Raw genomic sequence first — 13897 nt, forward strand, 5'->3', positions numbered from 1 at the left:
CGGAGGCGGCCAAAGCGTATTTTGGCTCGAAATCCCATGGCTGCCCGACAAATTCCAAGGGGAATACTGGGTTGGTGGCCCGGGACGACCGGGCTCGGTAACTATGTTGGACGGGGGTTGGGTCGTGGAACCGCCGCGACGCGGAATCATTCGAGGCGTTATGAGCTTGTTCGTCCCCGATCTCACTTGGGAGTCCGGCGGGGCGATCGGCAGGCTTGGTGCATGAGCTCGGTTCCGCACATCCCCGTTCTTGGCCGCGAGGCCATCGACCACCTCGCCCCACGCGAAGGCGGCCTTTATATCGACGCGACCTTTGGTGCCGGCGGCTACAGCCGCGCGATTCTCGACGTGCCGGGAACCCGAGTGATCGCCATTGATCGCGACCGTACTGCGATCGAGGGCGGCGCCGACCTGGTCGAACGCTCCGCAGGCAGGCTGACCCTCGTTGAAGATCGTTTCTCCAACCTCGCCGATGTCTGTGCGGCGCAAGGCCTCGCAGGCGTCAACGGCGTCGTGATGGACGTCGGGGTGTCCTCGATGCAACTCGACCAGGGCGGCCGTGGCTTCTCGTTCCGCCTCGATGGTCCGCTCGACATGCGGATGGGGCAGGCAGGCCCGACTGCGGCCGACATCGTCGCGCGCGCGTCGGAAGGCGATCTCGCCGACATCGTTTATCTCCTCGGCGAAGAGCGGCAGTCGCGCCGGATTGCCCGCGCCATCGTCGCGGACCGTCAGGAGACGCCGTTCACGACCACGCGCGCGCTCGCCGATCTCGTCGGCAGGGTGGTTCGTTCCAAGCCTGGCGATATTCACCCGGCGACGCGGACGTTCCAGGCCCTGCGCATCTTCGTCAACGAAGAGCTCGAGGAACTCCAGAGCGCGCTCATCGCTGCCGAGCGTGTGCTCAAGCCCGGTGGTCGTCTCGTGGTCGTCTCGTTCCATTCGCTGGAAGACCGCATCGTCAAGAATTTCTTCGCTGAGCGTAGCAAGACGGGTGGCGGCTCACGCCATCTGCCGGAAGTGTCTCAGGCGGTGCCGAGCTTTCAGCTGCTGACGCGGCGGCCGGTGGTCGCAGGCGAGGACGAAGTCGCGCATAACCCGCGCGCCCGGTCGGCAAAACTGCGCGCGGCCGAGCGCACCTCGGCGCCTGCGCAGGACGATCGCGAGCAATCGTCCTGGCCAAAACTCTCCGACGTCATGAGAGGTGGCTAGCGCATGCGCTTCATCCACCTCCTCGTCATCGGCGCGCTGATCTTCGCGGCGGCTCATGTCTACCGGATCAAGATGGACTCCACGGCGCGCACCGAAAAGGTATTGCGTTTGCATGCGGAGATCCGCGAGCAGCGCGATGCGATTGCGGCGCTGCGCTCCGAATGGGCCAAGCTCGATGCGCCCCTGCGCCTGCAAGGCCTGTCCGACCGGCATCTGCAGCTCAAGCCGGTCAACGGCACGCAGTATGACTCACTGAAGAATTTGCCCGAGCGTCCGCCACGGATGTTCAGGCCGGGCGAGCCGGATCCGATCGGCGCCATGCTCAACACCATCGAAGCCGCGAGCGATCCCGATAATGTGACGGGCTCCGTGCCTCAGCCCGAGGACAAGCCATGAGTGCTGTGACCCCGGCCAAACCCACAGAAAAGCCGACCGAGCCTTGGCGCCAACGGTTGATCCGCAGCCTGCTGTACGGGCGCAACGTCGATCGCGCGGCCAAGGCGCGGGCGCGCGTCGGCCTGGCGATGCTCGCCTTTGGCGCGGTCTACGCCCTGATCGGCGGCCGGCTCGTGATGTTCGCGATCGGCGCCGACGCCCACGGCGCGCGTCGCGCCGCGGCGCAGGAGGTGGTCGCGACCGCGCGGCCCGACATCGTCGATCGCAACGGCGCGATCCTCGCGACCGACGTCAAGGCGTCGAGCCTGTTCGGCGAGCCGCGCCGCATCATCGACAAGGACGAGGCAATCGAACTTCTGACCGCCACCGTGCCCGACCTCGACGAGGCCGAAGTGCGCGAGCGCCTGAAGACGCGCAAGGGCTTCGTCTGGCTCAAGCGCGAGATTACGGCGAAGCAGCAGCAGGACATCCACAAGCTCGGCATTCCCGGCATCGGCTTCCTGCGCGAGAACAAGCGCGTCTATCCGACCGGCAACGAGGTCGCCCACCTCATCGGTCTGGTCAACATCGACAACCAGGGCATCGCCGGCATGGAGAAGTGGCTCGACAATCAAGGGCTCGCCGATCTCCACCGCGCGGGCTTTGCCACCGACCGGCTGCAAAAGCCGATCGAGCTCTCGGTCGATCTGCGCGTCGAGCACGCACTGCGGGACGAACTTCTGAAGGCCAAGGAGAAATACCACACCAAGGCCGCCTCCGGCATCGTCTCCAACGTCAAGACCGGCGAGATCGTGGCGATGGTCTCCCTGCCGGACTTCGATCCCAACAATCCGAAGGAAGCGCACGACCCCGACCGCATCAATCGCCTGACTACCGGCGTCTACGAGATGGGCTCGACGTTCAAGGCGTTCACGCTGGCGATGGCGCTCGATTCCGGCAAGATCAACCTGAACTCGATGTGGGATGCACGGGGAAACCTGCACTACGGCAAGTTCACCATCCATGACAGCCACGCGCTCGGACGTTTCATCAATACCAAGGAAGTGTTCACCTTCTCGTCCAACATCGGCGCCGCGCGGATCGCGCTCGGGCAGGGCGTCGAGGCGCACAAGGCGTTCCTCGCCAAAATGGGCCAGTTGACGCGGCTGCGCACCGAACTGCCGGAAAGCGCGGCTCCGCTGATACCGCGCCGCTGGGGCGAGCTGAATACGGTGACCATCGCATTCGGCCAGGGCATGTCGGTGGCGCCGCTGCAGGCGGTGATGGGCATCAACGCGCTGGTGAACGGCGGCTATCTGATTCCGCCGACCTTCATGAAGCGCACCGAGTCCGAAGCGGCGTCCATGGCCAAGCGCGTCATCAAGACGGAGACCAGCGACAAGATGCGGTTCCTGATGCGGCTCAATGCCGAAATCGGCACCGCCAAGACCGCCGACGTCAAGGGTTACTATGTCGGCGGCAAGACCGGCACGTCCGAGAAGGTCATCAACGGCCGCTATGCCAAAAAGCGCGTGCTCAACTCCTTCACCGCGATCATGCCCTGCGACGATCCGAAATATCAGATCCTGATCATGCTGGACGAGCCCCAGGCGATTCCCGAAACGAAGGGTTTCATCACCTCGGGCTGGAACGCGGTGCCGACCGGCGGCAAGGTGATCGAGCGGATCGCGCCGCTTCTGGGCGTCGAGCCGCGGTTCGACCTGCCGCCGTCCGAGCGCCTTATTCTTGCAGCATCCAGGACAACCCAGTAATCAACCGGGTGGGCCGTTGCCGCTGCTGAGTCGGGATTTCCCTGAAGATTCGGCGATCCGGTCCGGCATGTCGACTGGAAGACCATGAAGCTGCGCGACCTCCTCGATCAGGACGTTCAGGGCAATGACGCCGCAATCGAGCCCGCGGTCGCGGCGCTCGACGTGAGCGGCGTTGCCCTCGACAGCCGCGCGGTCAAGCCAGGCGATCTCTTCTTCGCACTTGCGGGCAGCAAGACCGACGGTGCGCGCTTCATCGATGCCGCGATTGCCGCAGGCGCGGTGGCGGTTGTCGGCGACCATGCGCCTGATGGCTGCAAGGTGCCGTTCATTACGGTTGCCAATTCGCGCCGCGCGCTGGCGCTGGCCGCGGCAAGATTCTACCCCGCTCAGCCCGCGACAATTGCCGCGGTGACCGGCACCAGCGGCAAGACCTCGGTCGCCGCTTTCACCCGGCAGATCTGGGAGCGGCTCGGGCACGCCTCCGCCAGCATCGGAACCATCGGCCTGGTCTCGCCGAAGCGTACCGTCTACGGCTCGCTGACGACGCCCGACCCGGTCGCGCTGCACCGGCAGCTCGACGAGATCGCGCGCGAGGGCGTCACGCATCTCGCCTTCGAGGCCTCCTCGCACGGGCTCGACCAGTATCGCCTCGACGGCGTGCGCGTCTCGGCCGGCGGCTTCACCAATCTCTCGCGCGACCACATGGATTATCATCCGACCGTCGCGCATTATCTTGCGGCCAAGCTCAGGCTGTTTCGCGAACTGGTCCCGCCGGGGGGCGCGGCCGTGATCTCCGCCGATCATGATTGCTCGGCGGAGGCAATCAGTGCTGCGACATCGCGCGGCTTGCGCGTGATGGCGGTCGGTCGCAACGGCGACGGGGCGGGCGAGGGCATTCGTCTCGCCGGTGCGGAGGTCGAAGGGTTTTCGCAAATGCTCGCGCTCGAACATCGCGGCAAGCAATATGCGATCCGGCTGCCGCTGGTCGGCGAATTCCAGATCGAGAATGCGCTGGTGTCGGCCGGCCTCGCCATCGGCACCGGCAGCGACGCCGCAAATGTGTTCGCGAGCCTCGAACATCTCGAAGGCGCCAAAGGCCGGTTGGAGCGCGTCGGCGAGCGCAACGGTGCGCCGATCTTCGTCGACTATGCGCATAAGCCCGACGCGCTGGCCAAGGCGCTGCAGGCGCTGCGTCCCTACGCCAGGCGCAGGCTGGTCGTCGTGTTCGGCGCCGGTGGCGACCGCGATGCCGGCAAGCGTCCGATCATGGGCGAGATCGCGGCTGGCAATGCCGACGGCATCATCGTCACCGACGACAATCCGCGAAGCGAGAAGCCGGAATCCATTCGCGCCGAAATCCTCGCTGCCGCCAAGGGTGCCCGCGAAATCGGCGACCGCGCCGTTGCGATCCGCACCGCGATCGCGGAATTGGAAGATGGCGATGCGCTGCTCATCGCCGGCAAGGGCCACGAGACCGGGCAGATCGTCGGCGGAGAGGTTTTGCCCTTCAGTGATCACGAGGCGGTCGCCGCCGCATTAGCGTCGAGGATTACATGAGCGCGCCCATATGGACGGTGGCCGAAGTGGCGCGCGCGCTGGGCGCTGCCGGATCGTTCCCGGACACGCCGATCGACTTCGTCACCCAGGACAGCCGGCTGGTGAAACCGGGCAGCCTGTTCGTGGCGCTGAGCGGCACCCCGAGCGGCGGCTTCATCTCGGCCTTCGCCAGCGCGCGTGACGGTTGGGAGTTCGCGGACAAGGCGGAAGCCTCGGGCGCGGTCGCGATGATCGTGCCGCACGAGATCGCGGGCGTCCGCATTCCCCAGATCGTCGTCAAGGACACGCTGATCGACGGTCTCTGGGGTCTAGCGCGCGCGGCACGCGCGCGCTTCAACGGGCCGGTGATCGGGCTCACCGGCAGCGCGGGCAAGACCAGCACCAAGGAATTCCTCGCGGCCTACCCCAATGCCTATGCCAGCCCGTCGAGCTTCAACAATTTCTGGGGCGTGCCGCTGACGCTGTGCAATGCGCGGCCCGATGCCAGTCTCTGGGTCGTCGAGATGGGCATGAACCAGACCGGCGAAATCGCGCGGCTCAGCGAACTGACGCGGCCGACGGTCGCGCTGGTCGTCAACGTCCAGCCGGTGCATCTGGAGAAGCTCGGTTCGCTCGAAGCCATCCGCCGCGAGAAGGTATCGATTGCACTCGGCCTGCCCGCGGAAGGCGTGCTGGTGCTGCCCGCCGGGATCAAGGCGCCGGACTGGAAGGGCAAGGTCATACGCTTCGGCGACAAAGCCGAGGTGCACGAGGTCGCGCACGCGCCGCACGGCGACAGCTGGCAGGTCGTGGCCGCGCTTGGTAAGAAGGAGATTGCGTTCAGCCTGACGCCGGGCGCGCCGCACCGCGTTCAGAATGCGCTCGCCGCGCTCGCATCGATCCGTGCGGCGAACCTCGATGCGGCGACGCTTGCGATCAAGCTCGACCGCGTCGGCATCATGACCGGCCGTGGCGTCGAGCAAGCGGTCGGCGGCGTCACCGTGATCGACGACAGCTTCAACGGCAATCCGGCCAGCGTGGCTGCCGCGCTGCAAAGCCTGCAGGCGCGCAACACGACCGGCGGCCGCCGCATTGCCGTGCTGGGCGACATGCTGGAGCTGGGCGATGGTGCGCCCGGCTATCACACCGACCTCGCCAGGCATCTCGACGGCATCGACGGCGTCTATTGCGTCGGGCCCCTGATGCGTCACCTGTTCGAAGTGCTTCCAGCCGGCAAGGGTCTCGGCTGGCACGACGACCCCGTCACGCTGAAGCCGGGCGAGGTCGCAAATCTGCTGAGGGCAGGCGATGTCGTGGTTGTCAAGGGCAGCAAGAAGATGTTCTGGGTCAACAAGTTTGTGCCGGGCCTAGTGGCCGCCTTGCAGGCAAGGGCGTAAACTGCTTGGAAGGCGCTGTTCCCGAATCCCACCCTTTCCGGCGCGAAGCCGTTCGTTTTCTTAGAGGTCGCCCGACCCCAGGATGAAGACCAGCGAATGCGCGTGAGACAGGTTGATAAGGCCAAGATCAAGGCGCGTGCAAAGGCGCCATAGGACCGTCTGAATGTTTTACTGGCTGATCGAGCTCTCCAACACATTTCCGGGCTTCGGTGCCGTTCGCACCTTCCTGAACGTCTTCCGCTACATCACCTTCCGCACCGGCGGCGCCGTCGTCACCGGCGCGCTGTTCGTGTTCCTGTTCGGCCCCTGGATCATCGACCATCTGCGCATCCGGCAAGGCAAGGGCCAGCCGATCCGGGCCGACGGTCCGCAATCGCATCTCGCCAAGAAAGGCACGCCCACCATGGGCGGGCTGATGATCCTGTCCGGGCTCACGGTGGGCACGGTGCTGTGGGCCAATCCGCTCAACCCTTACGTCTGGATCGTGCTGGCGGTGACGCTCGGCTTCGGCTTCGTGGGCTTCTATGACGATTATCTCAAGGTGACCAAGCAGACCACGACCGGGTTCGGCAGCAAGCTTCGCCTGCTGATCGAGGCGGCGATTGCGCTGGTTGCCTGCTACGCGCTGGTGCGGCTGAACCGCGATCCTGCGTCGACCGCGCTGACGATTCCTTTCCTGAAGGACACCGTGCTGCATTTCGGCTGGTTCTTCGTCGGGTTCGGCGCCTTCGTCATCGTCGGCGCCGGCAATGCGGTGAACCTGACCGACGGTCTCGACGGTCTTGCCATCGTGCCCGTGATGATCGCGACCGCGAGCTTTGCGATGATCGCCTATCTCGCCGGCAACGCGGTGTTCGCCGATTATCTCCAGATCAAATATGTCGCCGGAACCGGCGAGCTCGCCGTGCTCTGCGGCGCGCTGCTGGGCGCCGGTCTCGGCTTCCTCTGGTTCAACGCGCCGCCGGCCTCGATCTTCATGGGCGACACCGGCTCGCTCGCGCTCGGCGGCATGCTGGGTGCGATCGCGGTCGCGGTGAAGCACGAGATCGTGCTCGCGGTGATCGGTGGCCTGTTCGTGCTGGAGGCGGTCTCCGTCATCGTGCAGGTGGTGTCGTTCAAGATGACGGGAAAGCGCATCTTCCGGATGGCGCCGATCCATCACCATTTCGAGCAGCTCGGCTGGACCGAGCCGCAGATCGTGATCCGTTTCTGGATCATCTCGGTGATGCTGGCGCTGGCCGGCCTGTCCACGCTGAAGCTGCGGTGATCGGTCGATGATCCCCGTCACGTCCTTTGCCGGCAAGACGGTCGCGGTATTCGGCCTCGGCGGCTCGGGGCTCGCGTCCTGCCATGCCTTGAAAGCGGGCGGCGCCGAGGTGATCGCCGCCGACGACAATGCCGAGAACGTCGCCAAGGCGGCGCAAGCCGGCTTCATCACGGCTGATTTGCGCAACGTCTCCTGGGCCAATTTCGCCGCGCTGGTGCTCGCGCCCGGCGTTCCCCTGACCCACCCGGTGCCGCATTGGAGCGTGTTGAAGGCGCGCGAGGCAGCTATCGAGGTGATCGGCGACATCGAGCTGTTCTGCCGCGAGCGGCGCCGGCACGCGCCGGATGCGCCGTTCGTCGCCATCACCGGCACCAACGGCAAGTCGACAACGACGGCTTTGATCGCGCATCTGACCAAGGTCGCCGGATACGACACCCAGATGGGCGGCAATATCGGCACCGCGATCCTGTCGCTGGAGCCGCCGGGCATGGGGCGCGTCCACGTCATCGAGATGTCGTCCTACCAGATCGACCTCACGCCCTCGCTCGATCCCTCCGTCGGCATTCTGCTCAATGTCAGCGAGGACCACATCGATCGTCACGGCACCATCGTGCATTACGCTGCGGTGAAGGAACGCCTCGTTGCCGGCGTGCAGGCTGGCGGTACCGCGATCGTCGGCGTCGACGACGGTTTTTGTCGCGACATCGCCGACCGGCTCGACCGTGCCGGCAAGAATGTGGTGCGCATCTCCGTCAAAAATCCGCTGGCCAGCGGCATCCATGTCGAGCATGGCAATATCGTGCGCAATTCCGGCGGCGCACGCAGTGAAATCGCGGCGCTCGGCGGCATCGGTTCTCTGCGTGGCCTGCACAATGCGCAGAACGCGGCGTGCGCGGCAGCCGCCGCGCTCGCGATGGGCATCGGCCTCGATATGCTTCAGAACGGCCTGCGCAGCTTTCCCGGCCTTGCGCATCGCATGGAGCAGGTCGGCCGCCGCGGCAACGTGCTGTTCGTCAACGATTCCAAGGGCACCAATGCGGACGCCACCGCGCATGCACTGTCGTCCTTTTCGGACATCTTCTGGATCGCGGGCGGCAAGCCGAAGGCCGGCGGAATAACTGGCCTCACCGGCTACTTCCCGCGCATCCGAAAAGCCTATCTGATCGGCGAGGCCGCGCAGGAGTTTTCCGGCACGCTCGGCACGCAGGTGCCGCACGAGATCAGCCAGACCCTCGACGTCGCGGTCGAGCAAGCCGCACGCGATGCGGAGGCGTCGGGCATCACCGACGCGGTCGTCTTGCTGTCACCCGCCTGCGCCTCCTTCGACCAGTACCGCAATTTCGAAATTCGCGGCACCAGGTTCCGCGAGCTGGTGCAGGCGCTGCCGGGTGTGAAGCCGGTGGTGTGAGGCAATTCCAATCATCCGCGATTTCTTAACCTCCCGGTAACCAACCTCGGCGACCAATGGACCGACCTCTGTCCGAAAGCGGCCGCCATGCTCTCCCGTGAAGAACGCACCCCCTTTTCCGAGTGGTGGTGGACCGTCGACAAGCCGCTGATGGGAGCCATCCTGGCGCTGATGCTGACCGGCGTGATCCTGTCGCTGGCAGCGAGCCCGCCGGTTGCGACCCGCATCGGGCTCGATCCCTTCCATTTTTTCAGCCGCCACGTGATGTTCCTGGCGCCGTCCGGCCTGGTGCTGCTCGGGGTGTCCTTTCTGTCGCCGCGGGCGATCCGTCGCTCGGCGCTGATCATCTTCGCGGCCAGCATCGTCCTGATCGTGCTGACGCTCGCGATCGGTCCTGAGGTGAAGGGCTCGCGGCGCTGGATCACGCTACTCGGCGTCAACATCCAGGCCTCCGAAATCGCAAAGCCGTCGTTCGTCGTCATCGCCGCCTGGCTGTTCGCGGAATCGACCAAGCGGCCGGAGATGCCGGCGACCTCGATGGCGCTCGCGCTGCTCCTGATGCTGGTCTCGCTTCTCGTCATGGAGCCCGACTTCGGCCAGACCATGCTGATCCTGATGGTGTGGGGCTCGCTGTTCTTCATCGCGGGGATGCGGATGATCTGGGTGTTCGGGCTCGCCGGCCTCGGCGCCGCCGGATTGTTCAGCGCCTATCTTTTTGTTCCGCACGTCGCTGGTCGCATCAAGCGCTTCATGAATCCGGCCTCTGGTGACACCTTCCAGGTCGATACCGCCATGGAGGCCTTCTACAATGGCGGCTGGTTCGGGCTCGGACCGGGCGAGGGCATTGCCAAGCGCAGCTTGCCGGACAGCCACACCGATTTCGTGTTCGCGGTTGCCGCCGAAGAGTTCGGCATCATCCTGTGCCTCGCGATGCTGGCCCTGTTTGCTTTCGTCGTCATCCGCACGCTGTCGCGCGCCTATGCCAACGAGGACATGTTCTCGCGCTTCGCGGCCTCGGGTCTTGCGATCCTGTTCGGCGTGCAGGCCGCGATCAACATGTCGGTCAATCTCCAGCTCATCCCGGCCAAGGGCATGACGCTGCCCTTCATCTCCTATGGCGGTTCCTCGATCGTGTCGCTGGCCTATGGTGTCGGCATGATGCTGGCGCTGACGCGGCTGCGTCCGCGCACCGAAGTCGAGGCGAGCGGCCACGCCGAGGCGATGCGCAGCTACGCGTAGTTTTTCGTCACTGCGAGCAGCGAAGCAATCCAGAATCCCTCCGCGGTGGCAGTCTGGATTGCTTCGCTTCGCTCGCAATGACGTGGGAGACACTGTAAAACTCGTGCCCATGGACACCTCTCCCCTGATTCTTCTCGCCGCGGGCGGCACCGGCGGCCATCTGTTTCCGGCCGAGGCGCTCGGCGTCGAGTTGATCCGGCGCGGCTTCCGCGTCCGCCTTGTCACGGACGAGCGCGCGCTGCGCTACAGCGGCCTGTTCACCAAGGACATGATCGACGTCGTCTCGAGCGAGACTGCGCGTGGCCGCAATCCGCTGCAGCTCGCCTATGCCGGCCTGACGCTCGCAGCCGGCACGTTGTCCGCCTACAGCCTGATCAAGCGATTGAAGCCGGTCGCCGTCGTCGGCTTTGGCGGTTATCCGACGCTGCCGCCGCTGGTCGCGGCAAAATTCGCGGGCGTGCCCGGCATCATCCATGACGCCAATGCCGTGCTCGGCCGCGCCAACCGGTTTCTGTCGAGCCGCGTCCGCGCCATCGCGACGTCATTGCCCGGCGTGCTCGACCGCGATCCGGCGCTATCGGGCAAGACCACGACGGTCGGCACGCCGATGCGTCCGGCGATCCTCGCCGCAGCCGGCGTGCCCTATGCTGCGCCTGAAATGAATGGCCCGCTGCGCCTGCTCGTCGTCGGCGGCAGCCAGGGCGCGCGCATCATGGCCGACATCGTGCCGGGCGCGATCGAGCGCCTCGAGCCCGCGCTGTGGAGCCGGCTCGTCCTTACCCAGCAGGTGCGCGACGAGGACATGGCGCGCGTGCGTGCGGTCTACGACAGGCTGAAGATCAAGGCCGAGCTTGCGCCGTTTTTCACCGATCTGCCCGCGCGGCTCGCCTCCAACCATCTGGTGGTGTCGCGCTCAGGCGCCGGCACCGTGGCCGAGCTCGCCGCGATCGGGCGGCCCTCGATCCTGGTGCCGCTGCCGGGTGCGATCGACCAGGACCAGTTCGCCAATGCCGGCGTGCTGGCCAAGGTCGACGGTGCGATCCGCATTCCGCAAACCGAGTTTTCCTCCGATCGCCTCGCCGCCGAGATCTCCGCCTTCGCCGCCGAGCCCGCGCGTCTTGCCGCCATGGCGCAGGCCGCCCGTGGCGCCGGCCGGCTCGACGCAGCGGAGCGGCTGGCCGATCTGGTGGCCAAAATCGCGGGAATCTGACGCGAAATCAGCCAGAATTCCTACTTTTGCCGTCATGGCCGGGCTTGTCCCGGCCATCCACGTCTTGCAAGAAGTGGTAAGGATTCGTGGATGCCCGGGACAAGCCCGGGCATGACGAGGGAACTGCGGGATACGCCATGAGACTGCCGCGCGAGATCGGACCCATCCACTTCGTCGGGATCGGCGGGATCGGCATGAGCGGCATCGCCGAGGTGCTGCTCAATCTCGGCTATTCCGTGCAGGGCTCGGACGCCTCCGACAATTACAATCTCGACCGTCTGCGCAAGAACGGCGCGAAAGTCTCGGTCGGCCACAAGGCGGAGAACGTCGACGGCGCCGACGTCGTCGTGGTCTCCACCGCGATCAAGCGTGACAATCCGGAACTGACGGCGGCGCGCGAACGGCGTATCCCGGTGGTGCGCCGCGCCGAGATGCTGGCCGAGCTGATGCGGCTGAAGAGCTGCGTCGCCATCGCCGGCACCCACGGCAAGACCACCACGACTACGATGGTCGCGACGCTGCTCGACGCCGGCGGCCTCGATCCCACCGTCATCAACGGGGGCATCATCAACGCCTATGGCTCGAATGCGCGTCTCGGTGCGGGTGACTGGATGGTGGTCGAAGCCGACGAGAGCGACGGCACGTTCCTGAAGCTGCCGACCGAAGTCGCGATCGTCACCAATGTCGATCCCGAGCACCTCGATCACTTCAAGACCTTCGAGGCGGTGCAAGACGCGTTCCGAAACTTCGTCGAGAACCTGCCGTTCTATGGCTTCGCCGTGATGTGCATCGATCATCCCGTGGTGCAGACTCTTGTCGGCAAGATCGAGGATCGGCGCATCATCACCTATGGCGAGAATCCGCAGGCCGATGTGCGCTTCGTCGACCTGGCCCCGACGGGCGGCGGATCGAAGTTCAAGGTTGCGTTCCGCGATCGCAAGACGGGCGCCGTGCACGAGATTGCCGATCTCATGCTGCCGATGCCGGGGCGCCACAATGCCTCCAACGCGACGGCCGCGATTGCGGTCGCGCGCGAGCTCGGCATCTCGGACGAGGCGATCCGCAAGGCGATCGCCGGCTTCGGCGGCGTCAAGCGCCGCTTCACCAAGACCGGCGAGTGGAATGGTGTCACCGTCATCGACGATTACGGCCATCATCCGGTCGAGATCGCGGCGGTGCTGAAAGCGGCGCGGGAATCCACCAGCGGCAAGATCGTCGCGGTCGTGCAGCCGCATCGCTATACCCGCCTGCAGTCGCTGTTCGAGGAATTCTGCACCTGTTTCAACGATGCCGATGCGGTGATCGTCGCCGAGGTCTATGCCGCAGGCGAGACGCCGATCGAGGGTATCGACCGCGACCATTTCGCCGCCGGCCTGCGCGCCCACGGCCACCGCGAAGTGATCCCGCTGCCGGCGGCGTCCGATCTCGCCGGCATCGTCAAGGGCGTGGCGAAGTCGGGCGATCTCGTCGTGTGCCTGGGCGCCGGCAACATCACGCAATGGGCGTATGCCTTGCCGGATGAGTTGAAGGCGCTGGGGTAGGGCAGTGAGCTTCCCCGACATCACACCCGACCTCCAAGCCGCGATGCCGGATCTTCGCGGCCGGTTGCTGGCGAACCAGTCGCTCGCCGAGCTCACCTGGTTTCGCGTCGGGGGGCCCGCGCAGGTGCTGTTCACGCCGGCGGACGAGGACGATCTCGCTTATTTCCTCGCGCATCTCGCAAGCGACATTCCCGTCTATGTCGTCGGTGTCGGCTCCAACCTGATCGTGCGCGACGGCGGCATTGCGGGCGTGGTGGTCCGTCTGGCGCCGCGCGCCTTTGGCGAGGCGAGCGCGAGCGGCGATGTCGTCACCGCAGGCGCAGCAGCGCTCGACAAGCGCGTGGCGGAAGTCGCCGCGGGCGCGAACATCGGGGGGCTCGAATTCTACTTCGGCATTCCCGGCACGATCGGCGGCGCGCTTCGCATGAACGCGGGCGCCAATGGCGGCGAGACCAGGGACGTGTTGATCGAGGCGCGAGGCGTCGGGCGCGACGGCAAGAAGCACGTCTTCTCCAATGCCGACATGAAGTTCGTCTACCGCAACTGCGGCGTCGATCCCTCCATCATCTTCACCTTTGCGCGTTTCCGTGGCGAGATCAGGGATGCCGACGCGATCCGCGCGCGCATGGCGGAAGTGCAGACCCATCGCGAGACCGCGCAGCCGATCCGCGAAAAGACCGGCGGCTCGACCTTCAAGAACCCGCCCGGCCATTCCGCCTGGAAGCTGGTCGATGCCGCCGGCTGCCGCGGCCTGCGCGTCGGCGGCGCGGAGGTGTCCGAGATGCACTGCAATTTCCTGATCAACACGGGCAATGCCACCGCGCACGACATCGAGATGTTGGGCGAGACCGTTCGTGAACGGGTGAAGACGAATTCCGGAATTGAGCTACACTGGGAAATCAAGCGGATCGGAATTCCCGGCTAATTTGGACAAGCGACG

The 13897-nt window shown here is 65.7% G+C and carries 11 protein-coding genes; all 11 read left to right on the plus strand.

Features of this window, described 5'->3' with window-relative positions; translation table 11 throughout:
- The first annotated feature begins 222 nt into the window (after positions 1 to 222).
- The 11 genes from rsmH (at position 223) to murB (ending at position 13882) form a co-directional block, all read left to right on the plus strand.
- Complete coding sequence (gene rsmH, locus N551_RS0133865; protein WP_027570695.1) at positions 223 to 1212, plus strand: 16S rRNA (cytosine(1402)-N(4))-methyltransferase RsmH; 990 nt, start codon at positions 223 to 225, stop codon at positions 1210 to 1212.
- Positions 1213 to 1215: 3 nt separating this feature from the next.
- Positions 1216 to 1608, plus strand: a complete 393-nt coding sequence (locus N551_RS0133870) for a hypothetical protein (RefSeq protein WP_027570696.1) — start codon at positions 1216 to 1218, stop codon at positions 1606 to 1608.
- Positions 1605 to 3359, plus strand: coding sequence for a penicillin-binding protein 2 (locus N551_RS0133875; RefSeq protein ID WP_027570697.1), 1755 nt, complete (start codon positions 1605 to 1607; stop codon positions 3357 to 3359). The genes N551_RS0133870 and N551_RS0133875 overlap by 4 nt, the downstream gene beginning before the upstream one ends.
- Before the next feature lie 84 nt (positions 3360 to 3443).
- Positions 3444 to 4916 (plus strand): UDP-N-acetylmuramoyl-L-alanyl-D-glutamate--2,6-diaminopimelate ligase, encoded by a 1473-nt coding sequence (locus N551_RS0133880; RefSeq protein WP_027570698.1) that lies wholly within the window; start codon positions 3444 to 3446, stop codon positions 4914 to 4916.
- Positions 4913 to 6292, plus strand: coding sequence for a UDP-N-acetylmuramoyl-tripeptide--D-alanyl-D-alanine ligase (gene murF / locus N551_RS0133885; protein WP_027570699.1), 1380 nt, complete (start codon positions 4913 to 4915; stop codon positions 6290 to 6292). Before N551_RS0133880 ends, murF begins: the two co-directional genes overlap by 4 nt.
- Positions 6293 to 6455: 163 nt before the next feature.
- A complete protein-coding gene (mraY, locus tag N551_RS0133890; RefSeq protein WP_027570700.1) occupies positions 6456 to 7559 on the plus strand; it encodes a phospho-N-acetylmuramoyl-pentapeptide-transferase in 1104 nt (367 codons plus the stop codon).
- A 7-nt stretch (positions 7560 to 7566) separates the two neighbouring features.
- Positions 7567 to 8967, plus strand: a complete 1401-nt coding sequence (murD, locus tag N551_RS0133895) for a UDP-N-acetylmuramoyl-L-alanine--D-glutamate ligase (protein ID WP_027570701.1) — start codon at positions 7567 to 7569, stop codon at positions 8965 to 8967.
- A gap of 87 nt (positions 8968 to 9054) precedes the next feature.
- The gene (ftsW, locus tag N551_RS0133900; RefSeq protein WP_027570702.1) at positions 9055 to 10206 is read left to right on the plus strand and encodes a putative lipid II flippase FtsW; all 1152 of its coding nucleotides are present in this window, start codon (positions 9055 to 9057) and stop codon (positions 10204 to 10206) included.
- Positions 10207 to 10315: 109 nt separating this feature from the next.
- Positions 10316 to 11416, plus strand: coding sequence for an undecaprenyldiphospho-muramoylpentapeptide beta-N-acetylglucosaminyltransferase (gene murG / locus N551_RS0133905; protein WP_027570703.1), 1101 nt, complete (start codon positions 10316 to 10318; stop codon positions 11414 to 11416).
- Positions 11417 to 11553: 137 nt separating this feature from the next.
- Positions 11554 to 12957, plus strand: coding sequence for a UDP-N-acetylmuramate--L-alanine ligase (gene murC, locus N551_RS0133910; protein WP_027570704.1), 1404 nt, complete (start codon positions 11554 to 11556; stop codon positions 12955 to 12957).
- A 4-nt stretch (positions 12958 to 12961) separates the two neighbouring features.
- Positions 12962 to 13882 carry a UDP-N-acetylmuramate dehydrogenase gene (murB, locus tag N551_RS0133915; RefSeq protein ID WP_027570705.1) on the plus strand — a complete coding sequence of 307 codons (921 nt, stop codon included), beginning with the start codon at positions 12962 to 12964 and terminating at the stop codon, positions 13880 to 13882.
- Positions 13883 to 13897 lie beyond the last annotated feature (15 nt).

Origin of the sequence: Bradyrhizobium sp. URHA0013, from assembly GCF_000518345.1 — a bacterium.
GTDB lineage: Bacteria > Pseudomonadota > Alphaproteobacteria > Rhizobiales > Xanthobacteraceae > Bradyrhizobium.

Coding starts and splice junctions, on each gene's coding strand:
- rsmH (WP_027570695.1), top strand. CDS start 223: ATGAGCTCGGTTCCGCACATCCCCGTTCTTGGCCGCGAGGCCATCGAC.
- N551_RS0133870 (WP_027570696.1), top strand. CDS start 1,216: ATGCGCTTCATCCACCTCCTCGTCATCGGCGCGCTGATCTTCGCGGCG.
- N551_RS0133875 (WP_027570697.1), top strand. CDS start 1,605: ATGAGTGCTGTGACCCCGGCCAAACCCACAGAAAAGCCGACCGAGCCT.
- N551_RS0133880 (WP_027570698.1), top strand. CDS start 3,444: ATGAAGCTGCGCGACCTCCTCGATCAGGACGTTCAGGGCAATGACGCC.
- murF (WP_027570699.1), top strand. CDS start 4,913: ATGAGCGCGCCCATATGGACGGTGGCCGAAGTGGCGCGCGCGCTGGGC.
- mraY (WP_027570700.1), top strand. CDS start 6,456: ATGTTTTACTGGCTGATCGAGCTCTCCAACACATTTCCGGGCTTCGGT.
- murD (WP_027570701.1), top strand. CDS start 7,567: ATGATCCCCGTCACGTCCTTTGCCGGCAAGACGGTCGCGGTATTCGGC.
- ftsW (WP_027570702.1), top strand. CDS start 9,055: ATGCTCTCCCGTGAAGAACGCACCCCCTTTTCCGAGTGGTGGTGGACC.
- murG (WP_027570703.1), top strand. CDS start 10,316: ATGGACACCTCTCCCCTGATTCTTCTCGCCGCGGGCGGCACCGGCGGC.
- murC (WP_027570704.1), top strand. CDS start 11,554: ATGAGACTGCCGCGCGAGATCGGACCCATCCACTTCGTCGGGATCGGC.